Origin of the sequence: Marinobacter daepoensis DSM 16072 (genome assembly GCF_000421165.1) — a bacterium.
Lineage (GTDB): Bacteria > Pseudomonadota > Gammaproteobacteria > Pseudomonadales > Oleiphilaceae > Marinobacter > Marinobacter daepoensis.
Genome location: NZ_ATWI01000012.1, coordinates 253,681 through 273,047, shown reverse-complemented (window position 1 = coordinate 273,047; position 19,367 = coordinate 253,681). Strand labels below are relative to the sequence as shown.

Annotated in this window: 17 protein-coding genes; 14 read left to right on the top strand and 3 right to left on the bottom strand. The window is 51.0% G+C overall.

Translation table 11 applies throughout. The features are described 5' to 3' along the window. Positions 1 to 264 precede the first annotated feature (264 nt). The 11 genes from K325_RS0115150 to dcm all read left to right on the top strand — a co-directional run bounded on the left by K325_RS0115150 (position 265) and on the right by dcm (position 13,430). The gene (locus K325_RS0115150) at positions 265 to 813 is read left to right on the top strand and encodes a hypothetical protein (RefSeq protein ID WP_029655110.1); all 549 of its coding nucleotides are present in this window, start codon (positions 265 to 267) and stop codon (positions 811 to 813) included. 2 nt (positions 814 to 815) lie between these two features. After that, positions 816 to 1,160, top strand: a complete 345-nt coding sequence (locus tag K325_RS0115145) for a hypothetical protein (RefSeq protein WP_029655109.1) — start codon at positions 816 to 818, stop codon at positions 1,158 to 1,160. Then, positions 1,150 to 1,845 carry a hypothetical protein gene (locus K325_RS0115140; protein WP_029655108.1) on the top strand — a complete coding sequence of 232 codons (696 nt, stop codon included), beginning with the start codon at positions 1,150 to 1,152 and terminating at the stop codon, positions 1,843 to 1,845. Before K325_RS0115145 ends, K325_RS0115140 begins: the two co-directional genes overlap by 11 nt. A gap of 60 nt (positions 1,846 to 1,905) precedes the next feature. Next, a complete protein-coding gene (locus K325_RS18620; RefSeq protein WP_156836610.1) occupies positions 1,906 to 2,178 on the top strand; it encodes a ParE family toxin-like protein in 273 nt (90 codons plus the stop codon). Positions 2,179 to 2,216: 38 nt separating this feature from the next. Continuing rightward, positions 2,217 to 2,717 (top strand): glycine-rich domain-containing protein, encoded by a 501-nt coding sequence (locus tag K325_RS0115130; protein WP_211218165.1) that lies wholly within the window; start codon positions 2,217 to 2,219, stop codon positions 2,715 to 2,717. Positions 2,718 to 3,203: 486 nt separating this feature from the next. Next, a complete protein-coding gene (locus tag K325_RS0115120; protein ID WP_029655106.1) occupies positions 3,204 to 4,718 on the top strand; it encodes an ATP-binding protein in 1,515 nt (504 codons plus the stop codon). Positions 4,719 to 4,720: 2 nt separating this feature from the next. Continuing rightward, positions 4,721 to 7,561: a Z1 domain-containing protein gene (locus K325_RS0115115; RefSeq protein WP_029655105.1), complete on the top strand. Its 2,841-nt coding sequence runs from the start codon at positions 4,721 to 4,723 to the stop codon at positions 7,559 to 7,561. Then, positions 7,551 to 8,561, top strand: coding sequence for a PD-(D/E)XK motif protein (locus K325_RS0115110; RefSeq protein WP_029655104.1), 1,011 nt, complete (start codon positions 7,551 to 7,553; stop codon positions 8,559 to 8,561). The genes K325_RS0115115 and K325_RS0115110 overlap by 11 nt, the downstream gene beginning before the upstream one ends. Next, positions 8,554 to 10,641, top strand: a complete 2,088-nt coding sequence (locus tag K325_RS0115105) for an AIPR family protein (RefSeq protein WP_029655103.1) — start codon at positions 8,554 to 8,556, stop codon at positions 10,639 to 10,641. Before K325_RS0115110 ends, K325_RS0115105 begins: the two co-directional genes overlap by 8 nt. A 78-nt stretch (positions 10,642 to 10,719) precedes the next feature. Then, the gene (locus K325_RS0115100) at positions 10,720 to 11,382 is read left to right on the top strand and encodes an HhH-GPD family protein (protein WP_029655102.1); all 663 of its coding nucleotides are present in this window, start codon (positions 10,720 to 10,722) and stop codon (positions 11,380 to 11,382) included. 314 nt (positions 11,383 to 11,696) lie between these two features. Next, positions 11,697 to 13,430, top strand: coding sequence for a DNA (cytosine-5-)-methyltransferase (dcm, locus tag K325_RS18300; protein WP_169441817.1), 1,734 nt, complete (start codon positions 11,697 to 11,699; stop codon positions 13,428 to 13,430). 190 nt (positions 13,431 to 13,620) lie between these two features. On the opposite strand, the gene K325_RS18935 is transcribed toward dcm, so the two are convergent. The 3 genes from K325_RS18935 to K325_RS0115085 all read right to left on the bottom strand — a co-directional run bounded on the left by K325_RS18935 (position 13,621) and on the right by K325_RS0115085 (position 15,091). Next, positions 13,621 to 13,770: a hypothetical protein gene (locus K325_RS18935; RefSeq protein WP_211218164.1), complete on the bottom strand. Its 150-nt coding sequence runs from the start codon at positions 13,768 to 13,770 to the stop codon at positions 13,621 to 13,623. A gap of 1 nt (position 13,771) precedes the next feature. Further along, positions 13,772 to 14,410 carry a hypothetical protein gene (locus tag K325_RS18115; RefSeq protein ID WP_211218163.1) on the bottom strand — a complete coding sequence of 213 codons (639 nt, stop codon included), beginning with the start codon at positions 14,408 to 14,410 and terminating at the stop codon, positions 13,772 to 13,774. 87 nt (positions 14,411 to 14,497) lie between these two features. Continuing rightward, on the bottom strand, positions 14,498 to 15,091 hold the full coding sequence (locus K325_RS0115085; protein ID WP_029655100.1) for a hypothetical protein: 594 nt from the start codon (positions 15,089 to 15,091) through the stop codon (positions 14,498 to 14,500). A 575-nt stretch (positions 15,092 to 15,666) separates the two neighbouring features. On the opposite strand from K325_RS0115085, the gene K325_RS0115080 reads away from it, so the two are divergent. The 3 genes from K325_RS0115080 to K325_RS0115065 all read left to right on the top strand — a co-directional run bounded on the left by K325_RS0115080 (position 15,667) and on the right by K325_RS0115065 (position 19,250). Beyond that, positions 15,667 to 16,104, top strand: coding sequence for a MerR family transcriptional regulator (locus K325_RS0115080; protein WP_029655099.1), 438 nt, complete (start codon positions 15,667 to 15,669; stop codon positions 16,102 to 16,104). Next, positions 16,104 to 18,683 carry a heavy metal translocating P-type ATPase gene (locus K325_RS0115075; protein WP_029655098.1) on the top strand — a complete coding sequence of 860 codons (2,580 nt, stop codon included), beginning with the start codon at positions 16,104 to 16,106 and terminating at the stop codon, positions 18,681 to 18,683. The genes K325_RS0115080 and K325_RS0115075 overlap by 1 nt, the downstream gene beginning before the upstream one ends. A 117-nt stretch (positions 18,684 to 18,800) precedes the next feature. Then, positions 18,801 to 19,250 carry a DUF411 domain-containing protein gene (locus K325_RS0115065; RefSeq protein WP_029655097.1) on the top strand — a complete coding sequence of 150 codons (450 nt, stop codon included), beginning with the start codon at positions 18,801 to 18,803 and terminating at the stop codon, positions 19,248 to 19,250. The last annotated feature ends 117 nt before the right edge of the window (positions 19,251 to 19,367 follow it).

The following is a 19,367-nucleotide window of genomic DNA, read 5'->3' as shown; positions in this document are numbered from 1 at the left end:
AAGCAGTATATTTCAAGAGCTCTTTCAGCTGTATGGGAGTGAAACAACCAGACTAAGACGAGATTTCTCGCAAAAGAATCTAGTGACAGAGGTGAGGCGTAAGACTAACGTATTCATCGCGCCTTTGAAGTAGCGACCTGCATCAAACTGCTCAAATATTGTTGGTATGTTGGAGTTGTGGAAAGGTACTCCCCAAGTTAACATCGAAAGCTAATTACTTGAGAAGCGAACCCCGTCCTTTCAATTCAAAAATAGAAGTTTTACATGCAACATAGCACGGACGTTCCGCTCGGGGTGCGAATAGATTCCTCGATTGCTCACTTTTCCAGAACAACTCTCTACTGGCTGAGTATGGTCCTGCTCTTCATAGCAGGGCTCGCAAGCTTTGCCATGATTCCATTAGCAGTTTTCGAGTACGGCGAAGGGTTACACGACGTTTCAACCCACGAGTGGTTTTTCCTAGCTCTGATTGTACTTCTTTTGTGGCGATACTGGATTCACTGTTCACACTTCAACGCCACCTTCTGGACACGAATATCCCGAATTTTCCTGTTTATGGGTGGGTTTCTTTTTATTGAGATCGCTTTCTATATCGCATCGGTAATTGGGGGTTTGCACGCTGGCTTGAGCTACGATCAAGCACTCAGTAACGCCGACACCAATTTCTGGGGCGAAATATTCTCTTGGGTTGGGGTTTGCCTGGTCCTGTACCTGGCATCTCCCTCGGAAGTAAAACAAGACCGGACTGGTGAGGACCAAATTCCGGTGATCCATGCTGAAGCCTCAGCTACAGGTAGTCAAAATAAGGAGTAGTTTTGAAAACGTTGTCCGGCCTTATCTTCGTGGTTCTCCTTTCGATCTCTCCGGCACAGGCAGATACAAGCCTGGAACGACTGATCCAAGGCTGTAGCGAGTTAACCGGCATATACAAGAACCAAGACGAAAAGCGCCTCCTCGCCGCACAGATGACATCGTTGAGCGAAGCACTGAGGGGAGGATACTGCCGTGGCGTTATTGACGAGTATCGCCGCAGTGAAGGCTACTCTGATTGTCGCTACGTCGATTGGTTACAGCAGGCAACCTACATCGCTCAACACGTGACAATGCCGACCGACAGGTTGCGCGTTGAGGATCTTTTGGAGCGATCCTGTGGAGGGTGACAGCCATGTTTCTGTTAAAGAAGCCCTGCGCCAACTGTTCGGTATCGAGAGCTATTCACGGATTCCAAAGCTCAGGAACTCGATAAATACTCTTGTAGGTGCTCTGAAGAAAAAGAAAATCCTAGATGATGCGAACGCACCTATCGAGTTCACTGCCAGTGAACGCGAGCGCTGGTATCTGAAAGCCAAGGACCTTGTCGCCTTCCACAATTCCGTAATCCTACATGGCATATATTCCGAGCCGAAGGTTGTTATCAAAATTTTTGAGAACGCGGATGAGCGCAAAGAGCTGGCAGGTTGGGCACGGGATATCCTGATAAACAGACAATCCGTAGCCTCCGTTGGCTTGATTCGTCATCAACTCACACAGTTTCTGGACCAACTCGACTCCCAATCCGATCTGCGTCAGAGCCGCCTGACGAATCCTTTCGACAATGCATTACCTCAGATGGGCTTTGGTCCACACGGAAATCTTCTCAAAGTTCTGGCCGCACAGACAGCAGTACTGTCTCTGGGCGATTCAATGATGGTTCGTTTTCTTGACGGAGATCTTGAAGGAGCAGAGAAAGCAGCCAAGGAACTATCTACGACCGAACCCCTTCTCAACCGCTACAAGACGATGATCCTGTCCAAATTCCGGGAAGCTGGGGAGTTTGATGACCTTCTGGACGAATGGCGTAAATAAAGTCTTTTTTGTGGAATCCACAACTTAATACTGGCTCCGAATCAATCAACGGAGCCAAACATGTCTACTCTAAATTCCCTATTGCACCACTGCCGCCAAAACCTTTGTGAATCGCATGTCCAGCGAGCCTTGGAAATTAATGATGGTCTTGAAAGTGGCCAGCCCTATCCCACCCTTGGCGGCAAGCGCATTCGCTGTCGCAGTGACCTCATCCGCTTCAAGCTTAGCCCGGCACTGCGCCTGATCTATCAAAAGACCGGACGTGGCTATTCCGCTGTCGCACTGGTGACTCGCGAGGCCTTTGATAGGGAAATCAAGCGAAGACGGGCTTGAAACCAGGGCCCTGTATTCAATTAGAAGGAGATTTAACTATGAATGCCTGTATTCAACTCAATCAGATGGCAGTTACACCGCAAGGCCTCGACTTGAACGTGGCCAACCTCGACTTTGCGCGGCTGAAGCACAAATACACAGAGTCCAGTGAAGCAGAAATGACCATGGAAGCATGGGATGTCGGTGAAAAGGAATATCGCCGCTTCCTGTCACTGAAGTCGTTCTATCCGTCTGTCTCTCTCGTGCCAACCAAGATCGTCGATGAAATCTGGCATGCGCACATACTTGACACACGCGCATACCGGGAAGACTGCCAGAAGGTGTTCGGTCAGTTCATTGACCACTACCCGTATTTCGGGATCTATGGTGAGGACGACTACCGGGACCTACAAGACGCCTTTGCGCGCACCGTAGCCCTCTACGGGCGTCACTTCGGGGAGTTTCCGACGGGGAGCGGCACGGAGGCCATGCGTTGCGCTGACCATGCTTGCCATGTTCCCACCTCTTGCGCGTGCCGCGTGTCTGGTGCGTGTAAGTAAGATAGCGGGGCATCTCAATTGGATAACTAAGGAGAAAAGACTCATATCGAGAATATACGATGATGGAGATAATGACGATTAAAGAATAGGTTTTTCACCTATCAAAATTGGCTTTATCCCGCCATAAAGATGTGAATCGGGAGCGAACTGCTCCCGATTCACATCTTTATGGCGGGAAGATCAAACCCGGAAATCCTAGTGTTCACGTTCAATCCACTGTTCAACAATCGTATCTGCACCAAACGGATTTATAACCATCACAGCCGATCTCATAAGTTGAAACAGGATGGTTACAAAGCATTCCCTTTAATGTTTCCACACTGTTATTACTTGTAAAACAGAGTTTTTTTTCACAACCAATTCTGTTAAAGATTAGCATCAACATAAAGTGAATCCGTTTCGCAACCTTACGTTCTAGGCGGGTTGAACAAAGGACCCTCCTCTCCAGCAGTTTTCGGAGCGGTGCAGTTTCATGAAGGACTGTAAATGGATTTTGAGATTTCCCCTCCCAGCGCTGCGGCCATGCTCGAGTCGCTCAGGGCCTATGGCTATTCGCTCAATTCCGCTATCGCAGATCTGATAGACAACTCCATCACGGCCAAGGCAAAAAATATCTGGATTACCCTTCGTTGGGATGGTGAAAATTCCTGGATCACCATCCGAGATGATGGGATTGGAATGAGCGAAAAACTGCTCTCTACAGCCATGGTTGCGGGTAGCCAAAGCCCTCTCGAACAGCGAGAAGAACATGATCTGGGTCGCTTCGGACTCGGCCTCAAAACAGCCTCTCTCTCACTTGCACGCTCACTCACAGTCGCCTCAAGAACCGAAAGTTCCCCGGTAGCGGTCAGAAGATGGGACCTTGACTACATAGCCGAGCAACAAACCAATGAGTGGCGGCTGTTGAAAACCGGAAGAGAAGAATCCGGGGGAAAAATGGCAGGTATCGAGAATCAGAGATCCGGCACGGTAGTGCTTTTGGAAAACCTCGATAAACTATGTTCAGGCACTATAGCTACTAGCCCTTCGCACAGAGATGAGTTCTATCACCAGATTGACTCCTTGCGTGACCATCTTGGAATGATCTTCCATCGTTTTCTGGCCTCTCCATCCAGGTTGAAGGTTTATATCAATGGTGACACGGAAGCCCAGCTCGTGAAGCCGTGGGATCCGTTCTTCGCAAAGCACAAGGCAACCGAACCCAAACCGGTTTTCAAAATTCCATTTGGGAAGACCACCACTACCGTTCAGGGCTTTATCCTCCCTCACAAAGACATGCTCACTCAGGATGAATATGAGGAGGCCGGCGGCCCGCTTGGCTGGAATGCCCATCAAGGTTTCTATGTTTATCGAGGGGACAGACTGTTGGTCAGCGGCTCTTGGCTGGGACTGCGGGAAGGTGTTTCAAAATGGCGTGCAGAAGAACACTACAAGCTGGCCCGCATTCGTGTCGATATCACCAACGAAATGGACAGCGACTGGAAAATCGATGTCAAAAAATCCCTGGCAACTCCCCCACAGACTGTGGCACTTGCCTTAGTCCAGTATGCCTCTCAAGTGAGAAAAGAGGCTCGGGAAATCTTTGCCCACCGAGGTAAGTACGGTAAACGAGAACGCAGAGAAAAAGTTGGCAAGGTATGGATGGCCAGACAGACCCGTGGGCAGAACACCTATCGTCTTGATCGCAACCATCCCGTTATAAAGAGCTTTCTTGACCGTCTTGGAGGCTGCAAAAACGAAGCCGAAGCTATCTTCAGATTGATAGAGGAAACAGTTCCGGTAGAGCAGATTTGGCTCGATTCCGCAGAGTCGCCAGAAATGAGGTCATCGCCGTTCGGTGCAGCATCAGAAAATGAAGTCATCGAGGCTGCAACTGCTTACCTGAACTTGCTGCAAGGTGGCAACTCCGCGCCGACCGACGAACTAATCAGTGAAATCTGCGATCTGGAGTGCTTTTCAGACCACAAAGAGATTATCTACGCACATTTTGGAGCCAGATAAACATGGAATTTCTTGATGAAATCGGTGCGATGATCTCAAGCACCATACAGCTTAAGAAAAAAATGAATGGTGGCAAAATTACGCGAGAGCAGCTGTGTGAAGCTGTGGATGCGGTTTTGATAATGACTCCCTACAAGGACGACCAGGAAGTCAGAAATAAGCTGATAGAAAATGCTGAGTTCAACAACAAAACATGGATGGACTCAGCACACACCATGGCATCAGAAGACAGGAACTGGACGGCCTGGCTTACCAAAGCCAAACCCGATATTCAGTGGCTTTACTGGAATCGTTACGAAGAGCTTCTAAGAAAAGAAGGGTGGCCACCGAAAGTTATCGAGACGCTGGATGAAACTATTGATGAAACTCTGGGGCAGCTGACTAACCCGGAACAGAAAGGAAGCTGGGACCGCAGGGGCATGGTTGTTGGTTCGGTTCAGTCAGGTAAGACGGCCAACTACACAGGTTTGATCTGTAAAGCCGCTGATGCAGGCTACAAAGTAATTATCGTCCTCGCCGGTTTCCACAAGAATCTTCGCTCCCAAACCCAAATCCGTATTGAAGAGGGCTTCTTGGGATACGACAAAAGTGATCCGGGAAATCCAAAATTCATTGGCGTTGGTGAGATTGCTCACGATCACAAAAAGCTTTGGCCCGATGCTGCCACCACTCGAGCCGACAATGGTGACTTTGTGGCCGGTGCGACCAAGAATTTTGCTAACAGCATAGACCGTCCACTGGTCTTTGTGGTCAAAAAGAACAAGTCAGTACTGGAAAATCTGATTGGATACCTAAAGGGCCAGGGCAGAGCCCAGAAAGGCATCACCGACCCAACACAATACGCCCCGATTTCAGAGATCCCACTTCTGCTGATTGATGACGAGTCAGACCAAGGCTCAATTAACACCAATAAATCGAACATCAAGGATCCAAGGTCCGAAGATAATGAGGAAATTGACCCTGAGGTCGATCCGACTGTCATCAACGGCCTGATTAGAACGATTCTGAACACTTTCGAGCAATCAGCCTATGTCGCATACACGGCAACTCCGTTTGCGAACATCATGATCCATAAGGACTCTGACTCAAAGAATTTCGGAGAAGACCTGTTTCCGAGAAGTTTCATCACCTGCATTCGGCCACCGACAAATTACGTCGGTCCGCAGAGAATGTTTGGTTATACGGACGCTGAAACCGGGCGAGAAACTAAGGGCTTGCCGCTTACTAGAAAAATATCTGATTACGCCGATAGCATGGCCCTGAATGAAAAAAAGGGCTGGATGCCTCCCAAGCACAAAAGCAGTCATATTCCGAAATTCCAAGGCGAATCGAGGGTACCACCTAGCCTTTATGAAGCGCTTCTATCTTATTTGCTCTCTTGCAGTGCAAGACTTCTGAGGGGCCAGGGAAGTAAACACTCCTCAATGCTGGTACACGTCACCCGGTTCACTGATGTTCAAAACAAGGTGACCACCCAAGTAAAAGAAGCTTTAACGAGCATCCGTCATTGCCTCGTTTATGGTGGTGATGATCCAAACTTTTCAGCCTGGAAAGATCTGAAACATCTGTGGCAAGAGGATTACACCAAAACCACCACCTCAATAAATGAGGAACGCTGCCCTGCTCATGAGTGGCGTGAAATTGAACAGGTTCTTCCGAAAGTTGTTCAAACCGTTGTAGTGAGGGAGATCAATGGAAGTGCGGGTGATGTGCTGGACTATGAACGGCATCGTGGCACTGGGCTCAACGTAATAGCAATTGGCGGAGACAAGCTTTCTCGAGGGCTTACACTTGAAGGATTGCTAGTTAGTTACTTTACGCGTCCAAGCAAAACTTACGACACGCTGATGCAGATGGGGCGATGGTTCGGATACAGAGATGGTTTCGTCGACCTCACGCGGCTTTTCGCTCCAAAAGAACTTATCAACTGGTTCCGGCATATTTCAGATGCCGACACTGAACTGAGAAGCGACTTTGAAACGATGTGTGCTGTGGGGGCGACCCCCGAGAATTTTGGGCACAGGGTTCGAACCCATCCACTTCTGCAAGTAACGTCGCCCGTCAAGATGCGGGATGGGCAGAAAGAAAAGTGCAGTTACAGTGGCGATCTCACACAGACTATTGTTTTCGATGCAGAGAAGACGACTAGGGACCTTAACTTGGTCGCGGTCAAGACACTGCTCCATGAAGCTAAACAAAAAGGAAAGTTCGATTCCAGTAGTTCTGAACATCGCCCGATGTGGTCCGAAGTCCCCGTGAAACCGGTTCTCAACTTTCTCGAATCATATAAAACCGGTTCAGAAGATGGCATCCGAAGAGTTGATACCAACCTGCTTGCAAAATATATCAGCGCGCAAAACTCCAAAGGCAACCTTACGGACTGGACAGTGCTGGTTTCAGGAATATCTGCAAATGACACGCAAAATACTGAAAACCTCGCAGGTTTCAATGTGGGTCTTCGAGACCGTGGCGACAAGGCAGAGACTCCGGATTATTTCCGCCCCGGAGTTATCACTGAGCCAAAAGATGAACGGGTGATTACGCTTGATGAGGAGCGTTTTCAAAAAGCTCTCGACGAAAAGCGAAAAATCGAAGAGCAAAGAAATGGCTCGGAAGCAGCCGCAAAAATCCAGTATCCGGGTGGCCCTCAATTACGAAAATATCGTCCGAGTACTAAAGGCTTGCTGATCATCTATCCCATAGATCCCGAGTCGCATAAATACAGCAACGTCGATGTACCCTTTATGGGCTTCGCAATTAGCTTCCCCGGCATTGATAGTGCCCAGGATATTCCTGTTGAGTACATCGTGAACTCAGTAGGACAACAAGCCGATGGCCAGTAATATTGATCAGATCGTTCGAGCTTGGGAAAGCCTGCTCGATGAGCCCGGCGAGCCATCGCAAACTGCGAGATATCGAATCGGCGGATCAGCCAGATTCGGCGCTTACCTCGCGATTTGTTTCGACGATCAATCACCAATGTTGGAGTTTGGGCCGATCACGCCTGATCTCGTCAAGGATACTCCCCTGCCGTCAATCAAAGGAATTGACTCAGGCCTCTCGTATCACAACCGGGAACTTTTTCTATCTCTGACTTTGAACCAACCTGCCTCAATAGATATTTTTCTGACTCTGGCTGCCCGCCTCACGGACGAGCTATCGGAAGTGGATTTCCCGGTCACCGGGTACAACGTCGTCAGACAAGTCCTGGTTGTCTGGAGAACTTTCTTCTCTTCCGAGAAGAAAATCCTTTCAGGTCCCGAGCAGACAGGGCTGGCAGGCGAGCTTATCCTGGCACACATGTTTATGGACAACGGCATTGAAGAGGCGACTGTTATCCGAGCGTGGAAGGGCAGTGAGAGAAGTCATCATGATTTCCAGCTTCCCTTTGCCACCATCGAGGTAAAGGCCACTATCGCACACAACATTGATACCGTGTCCATCAGCAGCTTACGCCAGCTTGATCCTACGGGAACCCAAAAGCTGTTCCTTGCTCAGGTCGCCATGGATTCTCATGATCATGGTGAACAGACCCTGCCTCACCTGATAAAGAGTATTCGCCAACGACTTTCGCTGTTTCCTGCGGAGAGGCTCGAATTCGAAGAAAAGCTCTTGGCTTCCGGCTATCGCGACAAGGACGAGACCCATTACTCTCAGCAATCGTTTCAAGTAAGGAAGGTACGGGCTTTCCTGATAGATAAAAAATTCCCAAAGCTAACCCACGACTCAATCCCTGAAGGCATCGTGGAAGCAACTTACCAAGTCAATTTGGGAACAGTAGCCCAACAAGCCCTCTCTTTCGACGACTTCATGTTAGCAGTATCGAGTAACCAAAATGATTGACTCAAGCGTTCAGGAATTTCGGTATCAGCTCCTCTCAGACATCTCTGACCCTGATAATGGCAATCTGTCTGAAGAGTATCCTGTGGAAAGGTTTACCGAGTATGTCACTGCGATGCTCTCGGAATCAGGTGCATCATTCGATCTTTCTATCGGACATATCGAGCGGCAATTCGGCGCTGGCAGTGTTCGCTGTGATGCCTGGGGCGCTGACCTTGCAGAAGGAAGGTTAGATCTGGTGGTGTCAGACTATTTTGGAGTTGATAACCCCGAATCCATTAACAAGTCCGACCTCGAGTCCTCCTTGAAACGTGCTCTTCGACTATTGGATTTCTGCAAAAAAACGCAACTGTCGGAGATCGAACCATCATCCAAGACTTACGACTGCGTTTCTTTAATCAAGGAATCACTCGGCTCCATAGGCCAGATCCGACTTCACTATCTGACCGACTCCGAGATCTCTCTCAGGGAGGAGCCGGAAATCGAGGGGCCCGCCGGTATCGATCTTCAGATTCACAAGTGGGATATCGTCCGGCTTAGCAGGGCACAGGCCTCAGAGACAAACCAGGAAGGCATAGAGATAGATCTGGTTGACCGCTTTGGTCGAGGCCTGCCCTGTCTATCCATGCCGGGGAATAGCGACGAGTACAGCGGTTACCTCGCAATCCTGCCCGGTGAGTGGCTCGCGGATCTGTATGAGGAGTACGCTGGAAGGCTGATGGAGTTGAATGTCCGCTCTTTTCTTCAGCAGAAAGGCAAGGTCAATAAGGGCATCAGAAACACCATCCTCAATGAGCCCAGCCGGTTTCTGGCATACAACAACGGCATATCGGCGACGGTTGAATCTCTCAATGTAGAGAAGAACGATTCTGGTCAGGAAGTCATCACTTTCATGCGCGGACTCCAGATCGTTAACGGCGGCCAAACGGTGGCTTCAATTCACCGAGCAAAGAAAGCTGACAAGTGCCCCCACCTGAATCGAGTAGCCGTTCAAGCAAAAATCACCAAGGTTAATCCGGAGAGCCTCGATGAGCTGGTTCCCCAGATCAGCCGATACTCGAATACCCAGAACAAGGTTAACGAAGCAGACTTCGCGGCGAATGACAGCTTTCACGTTGAGATTGAGCGCCTTTCCCAGACGGTCTGGGCTCCAGGCCAACAGTTCAAGTGGTTCTATGAGCGTGCTCGTGGCCAATACCAGGTTGCGAAAAGCCGGGCTTCAACCTCGCCAGCCAAGCGTAGGCAATTCGAGTCCATCAATCCGTCGAATAGAAAGTTTGTCAAAACGGATCTCGCCAGATACCAGAATGCGTGGGCGCAACTGCCATACATTGTGTCGAGGGGTGCACAAAAGAACTTCGTTCATTACATGTCCAAACTGAAGCAGGAAAGAAAGAACGAAATTCCAGATATCGATTTCTACAAGGATCTCATTGCCAAAGCTATTATTTTCAAGAAAGCCGAATCGATTGCGCGTCAGCACGCTTTCTCCGCATATCGTGCAAACGCCGTGGCCTACACGGTCGCCCTGCTATCCCATAAAACATACGGTCGGATTGTTCTGAGGGATATCTGGGACCGCCAAGAAGTAACCCCGTCAATCAACAAAGTGCTTTATGACTGGATGCCGGATGTTCTGGACCGGATCGTAGAAACGGCTGAAGGTAGGAACGTCACTGAATGGGCAAAGAACGAGCAGTGCTGGAAAGTCATCAAAGAAATGGAACTTATTGTACCAGAGGAACTGGAGGCCGAACTCGCCGAGGGTGATCACCTGCCAACAGTTGGTGCGGACGCAAGAAAGGGCAAAGTCACAATGACCTCCGAGGATCGCAAAAATATTGCGGTTACCATGGGACTAGAGGCTGAGACTTGGTGGAAGATCACGAAGTGGGGACAGGAAAAGGGCGAGCTTTCTGATTTCCAGTGCAGTCTTGCGACAACGATGGCTGGCTATGCCGCAGGGGGCTGGGTCAAGGTTCCTTCCGTCAAACAAGCCAAGCATGCTGCGAAAGTAGTCTTTGATCTTCAAGAGAGAGGAATTATTGATTCCCTTGCAGAAGAAGAAACGTTTACAGACTGATCAAGGTCGATTTATTTCAGTGCCTTAGCGTTCAAAAGAGCGCCAAGGCACAACGGTTCGAAAAGTTGAATATGAATTATGGCAATTTTGGGGAAGCCGGACAAAGAACGACTGCTTGCCTGGTACCAGGAAAATGGTCGCCACGAACTACCGTGGAGAAAGCTTCAAACACCGTGGGCTATATTTGTCGCTGAGAGCCTTCTGAGACGAACAAAAGCATCAACCGTTGCCGGCATCTACCCTTCTCTCATCGATGAGTTTCGCTGCCCCGAAGATGTCCTTGGCCAAAAAAATCTATGGCAACAACAAACCAACCCTCTTGGCATCGCATCAAGAGCGAATCAGTTTTTTTCAGCTTGTGAGCAATTAATTCAACAGCACCAAGGAAAGGTTCCCGGCAACTATAAAAATCTGATTACTCTTCCGGGTGTGGGACACTACATAGCCAACGCTGTTATCTCTTTCGGCTACCATCGACCTGTCTACATCATTGATACCAATACCATACGCGTCGCTTCCAGAGTTACGGGGGAACAAATTACACAAGCAGAACACCGCTCAAAAAAAGCAAAACGTCTTCTTGAACACTGCTTTGGCGACCAGGATGGCCTCTCGCCAGACCTGAACTTCGCGCTGCTAGATCTGGCGTTTTCAATCTGCAAGACCTCAAAACCAGACTGCAACGCCTGCCCTCTCTCGAGCCGCTGCGAATACGGCGTAGCCGCTGCGAATACGGCGTAGCCGCTGGCTCATAGACCTGGCAAAGCAAAGTAATCCTGGTATTCTATCCAGTCCTACCACTCTATCGACCCGATCTTGAAATGAGTCAGCCTAGCGACAAAGTAAAAATCATTGACCTCTTCGCAGGCCCCGGCGGTTTGGGAGAGGGGTTCAGCAATTGCGACAATTCTCCTTTCGAAATTGCCATGTCAGTCGAAAAGGAAAAAAACGCTCACAAGACTCTGACGCTGAGGTCGTTCTATAGAAAGCTCAAAGATAAATCCCTGTATGTCCGCTACGTGACGTGCACCGACGAGTCTTCGAAGAGACTCGTCATGGACGAGATCGAAAAAACGGACGAGTGGCGGGCTGCATGCGAAGAAACTCTGCAAAGACCTCATGCGCTAGGTAACAGTAAAGTTTTCGAGAAATGGAAAAACGGAGAAGTTCCGGACGAAAAAGACTTCGAGGAAGAGACTCCCGAGCAACGAGAGATAAACAGGAAAATTGATGAAGTTTGCCGATCAACCGGAGAAGATCGACGCTCAAACCTGAGAAGCTGTTCACCGTTAATTGTGATTGGTGGTCCACCCTGCCAAGCCTACTCGACAATAGGTCGCGCGAGGCGCGTGGGCATAGCAAATCATAACCAGGACCATGACGAACGCTTTTTTCTTTACAAAGAATACGCAGATGTCATTGACCGAGCACGGCCCGACTTGTTCGTGATGGAAAATGTGTCGGGAATCGGTTCGGCAAAACTCGCTAACGGAGTCAGAGTTTTTCCGGAGATCATCAAGCGATTGGAGTACCTCAAAGAAAACCCTGATCCTGAAAAGGATCAGAAGCAGTACCACATATATTCGCTGGTCACTGATAAAGATAACTTCATCGGCTCAGAAGGGGATCCTTCAGACAAGGATTTCGTTATCAATGCGGCTGACTTTGGCGTGCCCCAAGAGCGGAAGAGGGTCATTCTCCTTGGAATAAATGCGGAGCACGACAAAGAAGGATCACTTCCGTTAACTATGGACTCGAAGCTAGCCCCACTCGCACCGTCTATCTCGGAAACGATCGCTTCGTTGCCCAAGATCCGGAGTTCGATCAGCACTGCGAACCGATCACCAGGCCCTGACCAAATTACTGAAGACAGTCCATCTGACAGCGACCTGGAATGGCACAAAGTCAGAAACCAGTGCCTCGATGAGATTCGTAGAATTGTGTCGGGAAGGGATGCCATCGAACGAGGTATTCAGGACATCATGGAGTGGGAGCGTCGAAGCCTCAGATTCGAAAAAGCGCGGCAAGTGAAGGCTACAAGAGACATATCCGAGCATGACCTTGTCCGGATTTTCCTTTCCAATGAGGAAGAGCACTTTATCGAGTGTCGGGAGGGCGAATACCGGCATATTTTATCAACAATCTATCCGAAAATTGCCCAGCTCCTCGATGAGCTGGAAACATGGGAGCAGCTGAGTACCGGGTGTAATTTCTATTTGAACTCCCAATCAACCAGAGCCCTGACCGGCATAAATGAAGGCTACGGGAAACTTGAAAACTGGCTGGCCAACAAATACTTTTCCGGAGTGTTGAACCACCGGGCAAAACAGCATATGCCCAGTGATATGACCCGTTACATGTTCTCTGCACTATGGACTGAAGCGCAAATGCTTGTTGACGCTGAGCGCTCACCGCACGCGAGTATGCGTCAGACATCCACTTCGCCGACGACAAAATTTTTCCCTGCGGATCTGGCTTCCCGACATAAAAGTTGGTACTCACGGAACTTCCAAGATCGCTTCAGGTGCTATCCTCGACTTCATCGAGCAAAGACTGTCACTTCACATATGCATAAGGATGGCCATGCAAACATCCACTATGACCCCGCACAAATGAGATCGCTGACAGTGAGAGAGGCGGCACGTATTCAAACGTTTCCTGACGATTACTATTTTGAAGGCGGGCAAAGTGCACAGTACCTCCAAGTTGGGAATGCCGTACCTCCATTTCTGGCGAAGCAGATAGCTGAGCATGTGCTCAAGGTAATGAAATTTAAAAAGATTTTCTGAGTAAGTTCGGGCAAGATTTTCTACGGCAATTCGAGTTATTGCTTGGCCGAGTCTAGTAGGTGCTGGTGATGTGTGATCGGACTTATCCCGCGACGCATGACATACCGATGTGACCAACTCCCACTGGATTTTCCGGGCTCGCAGAGGCATGGCGTGTCCCACTTAGCCCCAACGCGCGCACTCATAAAGCCTATTGGTGCCTGAGCTTTTTCTTTATCTCCAGATATTCTAGTCCGTCTTTCTTCATATAAATGTGTACCGCTCTATGGCAATTTGGGCACAACAATGCAAAATCATTCTGGCTTAAGACGTAAGCTGAAGAGTATGTCGCGATAGGCACCTTATGGTGCGCTTCTATGTATTCGACGCCATAAGTTTAAATCGCAAATATCGCAAACCGAGGCCGAGTTGGCTTTAAGCGCCTTGACTACTCCCTGGTTGCGCTCAGCCATCAGGTGAGTCACGTACTTTCTGCCGCCCTCTTGGTACAGAACCTCCTCCTGAGGCAGAGATGTACCTGGCGCAAAACCAGACCCGCGTTCTAGAACGACGAATTTAGTCTCGATTGCAGATACAGAAAAAGTACCCTCGAAAACCCAAGAATCACCGCTCTCTGTGAACAGCAATATGGGATATTGGTACTGAGGCTGATTAATGAGTGCCGAATTTGCTTTTTCCGAATAAGAAACTTCACCGCCTCTCGCCTTGAATGAGTAATGGTATGCAGTCTTGCCATCATCTCCCCAACCATCCTCCTCGTATGACCCCGGCCGCGTCTTGATGATCACTCCATGACAAGCAGGTGGTTCGCCAATCCAATTGATTCCCTGCTGCGGTGTATTGTTTATTCGTACCTCTTCACCCCCCCAGAACTGGGAGTCAGCAACCTTGGAGTACTGAATTAGATCAAAGAGATTTCGCTTCGTAACGACATCTCCCGAGGCGAGCAGCAATAGATCCTTTGGTGTCTTTAGCTTCATAGGTACATCCTTTGTCGGTAGCATTAAGCCGGGCGCTGCGGCAAATTTGAAGCGTGGCGGAAAATGTTTCCGAAGGCAGCGCCCCCCTTAGCCATTTTCCATCTCCGCAATAAGGTTACGAATAAAGCTATCGAAAACGCTGAGTGCCTCAATAACTACCTTCTCGTCAAAGAAGATTTGAGCATCGTCTTGGTTCATTACTTCCCGTCGCAACTCAACACCTTTAATTTTGCGCAGCTTTGAGTATGTGGATTTCGGAGGCTCAGGCTCATAATCTACAAATCCGTCCCTGTGTGCCACTGAGTTCCTGAGAACGCCAAGCAATTTAATAGCCTGCCAATCTGGCGTGCAAAAGGCTTTTTCTAAGCCGACCACTTTTACCAGATAATTTCTTGCTCTCTCTATCCCTTGTCCGTGAAGGTCTTTTAAAGAAAGGCTTATCTTGTCCGAGTCACGAAATTCACCGCAGAAGTCATTAAGAACTTTCTCGAAGTAACCATAAGCCACCATCAACTGGGAGTACCATTGAAGCCTTGGAAGTATTTCTGCTGTTTCAATCCAGTGATCGTTTATATCCCTGAAAAAAGCATCTTGCTCAAACTCGTTCAAGCCATTCATTTCCTCTGCCATCTGATCTTCCAGTTGCCGAAGCTCCTCGTCCAGCCCCTGTTTGGACACCATACAATGACGCACATAAGTCGGAAGTTCCCATAAAGATCGATACAGAACATGACTTTGTCTCGGCAAAATCGTATTCCTCCATTCTGATGGCTCATCGGTATTGGGACGCAGTCTTTAGCTTGGCAGAAACATGGAATGCCATGTGATTACGAAAAACCTATGAATCAATTATCCGCCAACAACATGATAAAACAGTAGGTTAGCTATCCATTCTCTACGCTACCCTCCAATCATTTGTCTTCCATGATTTTCTGGAGCTTAGTTGCTTCCAAATGGTTCTGCTCGAAAAGGTCGAGTCTTTTCTGTAGTCAAAACCTTGGGTGACCGATTTTGAATCTCACCTTAACTTGGTAAGTTTGAGTAAAGCCGCGCCCCAAAACTGACATAAAGACTCGTAATTCATTAGGTTACAGGTCCCAGACTTCATGAGATCGGATATCAGTCTCGAATTGGACTGACACTAGCTTTTCCCAACTATTTCCCGGAAACCTTTGACCTGTGAGTTGGTCACAGGTTTTAGTCTATCTGTAACCGTAGAATCTGGGAATCCGCCGTGCCGCTATGGGGAGAGCGCTATGAAAGTCAAAGAAATCGCCACCGCCGCCGACGTCAATCCTGATACCGTCCGGTTTTATACCCGGGAAGGCCTGTTACAGCCCACCCGGAATCCGGACAACAACTACCAGCAATACGACGCCGACGACCTTCGCCGGTTGCGGTTTGCCCGTAAAGCCCGGCAACTGGGATTCTCGTTGCCCGAAATCCGACAGATTCTGGAGCAGGCAGACGACCATCACTCACCCTGCCCGATGGTTCGGGATGTCTTCCAGCAGCGGTTGGCGGAGGTCGAACGGGAAATCGCGGAATTGCAGAAACTACGGGCTCGAATGGTGTCAGCGTTGTCGACCTGGCAGGACATGCCCGACGGCACGCCCGACGGACACACCATTTGTCGTTTGATTGAACATTGGGATACCCCTTCGTCGACATCCTGCTGTGAGGAGTCTGAATGATGAGTGAACGATCGGTTCTGAAAACCGCCCTGAGTATCTCCGGAGCGTCTTGTCAGGGTTGCGCAAAAAAGATTCGCACGGCTCTGGAACCGCTGACCGGCAGCACCGAGTTGGTTGAGGTGGATCTTGAGAATCAGACGGTGGCCTTGCCCGAGGAGGTGGACACCGCCGAGGCCGCACGAATTGTGACAGAGGCCGGCTACCCGGCGGAACCCATTGCGGAAGATGCCCCTTCGGACAGCTGTTGTGCTTCCCGGAAGCCGGCCGCCGAGCCAAAACCAGAACCGGCACCCATCCAGCAGCATTCAACGGAAGCCGGCGAGCCTTCTGATGCCGGTCACGGGCAAACCGCCCTTGCCGTCAGCGGTGCGACCTGCGCATCTTGTGTGAATACCATTGAAAAGGCCCTCATGTCGGTGCCGGGGGTCACGCACGCTCATATGAACCTGGCCGACAGCACCGCGACCGCCAGTGGCGATACCGACCCGCAGGCTCTGGTGAAAGCGATTGAAAGTGCCGGGTACGGCGCCCGGGTCATTGAAGACGAAGACGCCGCGGACGATCGCAAGCAGGAAGAGGACAAAAAGCAGTATAAGGTGCTGCTGGTGAAAATGGCGATCAGTCTGGGGCTTGGGCTGGGCCTGATGATCTGGGGGATGGGCTTCGGATCCATGATGGTGACCGAAGACAACCAGCTCACCTGGATCAACCTCGGCATCCTCACACTGGGGGTGATGATCGCAACCGGCGGGCACTTCTTCACCGGGGCCTGGAAAGCGTTTAAACACCACAATGCCAATATGGACACGCTGATAGCCCTCGGCACCGGCACCGCCTGGCTCTATTCGATTGTGGTGGCCAGCATGCCGGAAGCGCTGCCGGAAATGGCCCGCCATGTCTACTTCGAAGCCTCCGCGATGATCATCGGCCTGATCAATCTTGGCCAGGCACTGGAATTGCGGGCCAAAGGCAAGACCTCGGAAGCTGTCAGGCGATTGCTGGATCTGCGGGCGAAGACCGCCCGGGTCATTCGCGAGGGCGAGGAACAGGACATTCCTGTGGAAGACGTCCGCAAAGGCGATCACATCCGGGTACGCCCCGGGGAAAAACTGCCAGTGGACGGCGTGATTGCCGAAGGCTCCACCCGAATTGATGAAAGCATGCTCACCGGAGAGCCCATGCCAGTCAGCAAAGGCGAAGGCGATGAAGTCTCTGCCGGCACCCTGAATACTCACGGCTCTATCATTTATGAAGCAACGCGGGTCGGCAGTGAAACCGCACTGGCGCAGATCATCAAACTGGTGAAGAAAGCCCAGGGTTCCAAACCGGCCATTGGCCGACTGGCCGACAAAATTTCCTCGGTCTTCGTGCCCTCGGTGATGCTGATTGCCGTGGTCTCGGCCCTGGTCTGGTACAACGTCGGGCCGGAACCGGCGGTGGTGCACATGATGGTAGCCGCCACCACCGTACTCATCATTGCCTGCCCCTGTGCCCTGGGCCTCGCAACCCCCATGTCCGTGATGGTCGGTGTTGGCAAAGCCGCAGAATATGGCGCACTGATTCGTCAGGGCGATGCCCTGCAGAGCGCCGGCAAGATTGACCTGGTGATTCTGGACAAGACCGGCACCATTACCGAAGGCCACCCTGCGGTTACCAGAGTGCACGCGGCCAACGCCGACGAGCAGCGCCTGCTGGCTCTGGCCGCCGGGCTGGAGCGGCATTCCGAGCATCCGCTGGCGGAAGCCATACTGGACAAAGCCCGGGAAGACGGCCTCGAACCGGCACCGGTTACCGGCTTTGAAGCCCTGAACGGCAAAGGCGTGCAAGGCAACCTCAATGGAGAGCCCGTGCGGCTGGGCAACCGGCGCTGGCTCGAATCCGAAGGGCTGTCACTTGCCAATCTGACAGACGCTGAGAACACCATCACCCGTGAAGCCGGCACACCGTTGTTCCTGGCTCTGGGCGAGGAGGTTCTGGGTGTGATTGGCGTGGCGGATGCCATTAAACCGGATTCCGAGGCCGCCATCCGGCGCCTGCACGAGGCCGGAATCAAGGTGATGATGGTCACCGGCGACATCGACGCGACCGCCAGGGCCATCGCCGCCAAGGCGGGTATTGACGACTACCGGGCCGAGGTACTGCCGGAAGACAAGGCCGAAGTGGTCAGTGAAATGCGCGGTAAGGGCCACATCGTCGCCATGGTGGGTGATGGCATCAACGACGCACCGGCCCTGGCCGCCGCGGATGTCGGCTTTGCCATTGGCACCGGCACCGATGTGGCCATTGAAAGCGCGTCCATCACTCTGATGCGGGGCTCTCTGCACGGTGTACCAGACGCCATCGAGATTTCACGAGCCACCGTAAAGAATATCCACCAGAACCTGTTTGGGGCCTTTATCTACAACTCCTTGGGTATTCCGGTGGCAGCGGGCCTGCTCTACCCTGTGTGGGGCATTCTGATGAGCCCGATCCTGGCTGGCGCAGCCATGTCCCTGTCTTCGGTTACGGTGGTATCCAATGCCAACCGCCTGCGGTTGTTCAAAACCAGTCACAAACCTTCACAAGAGGAGCGGAACTGATGACAACGTTTCTGGTCAATGCCGGAGGTCTTGCCTTGATGGCCGCCATTGTCTGGTGGTTCTGGCTTCCCGGCTCCAATACGGAACAATCCGATCAACATCACTGAGGTAATCGCCATGAGAAAACACACTCTCGCCCTGGGCCTGATGGCGGCTCTGGGTTTCAGCACCACCGCTCTGGCTGGCGGCGCGGCTCAGAGCATTCATGTCTACAAATCGCCCACGTGCAGTTGCTGTGTCGACTGGATTGACCACCTTGAGGAAAACGGCTTTGACGTTAAAGCCACCAACAGCAACGACATGGGCAGGGTCAAGGCGGAAGCCGGGCTGCTTCCCGGCCTGGGGAGCTGTCATACCGCGTTTGTGGACGGCTATGTTATCGAAGGCCATGTGCCTGCCGACGACATCAAACGTCTGCTGGCAGAGGCCCCGAAAGCGACCGGGCTGAGCGTGCCCGGCATGCCCATCGGTTCTCCCGGTATGGAAATGGGCGACCGCAAAGATCACTACAAAGTCATTATGTTCAACCAGCAAGGCCAGACCCGGGTCTTTAACCAGCATAACTGAAGCCCGGCATACGCTGTTGCCCGTGGGCGCAGGCTGAAACCTGCGCCCAGTGCCTGCCGTTTTTTTCTACACGACACACCCGCACTGTTCTATCATGGAACATAGAGTAGATAACAA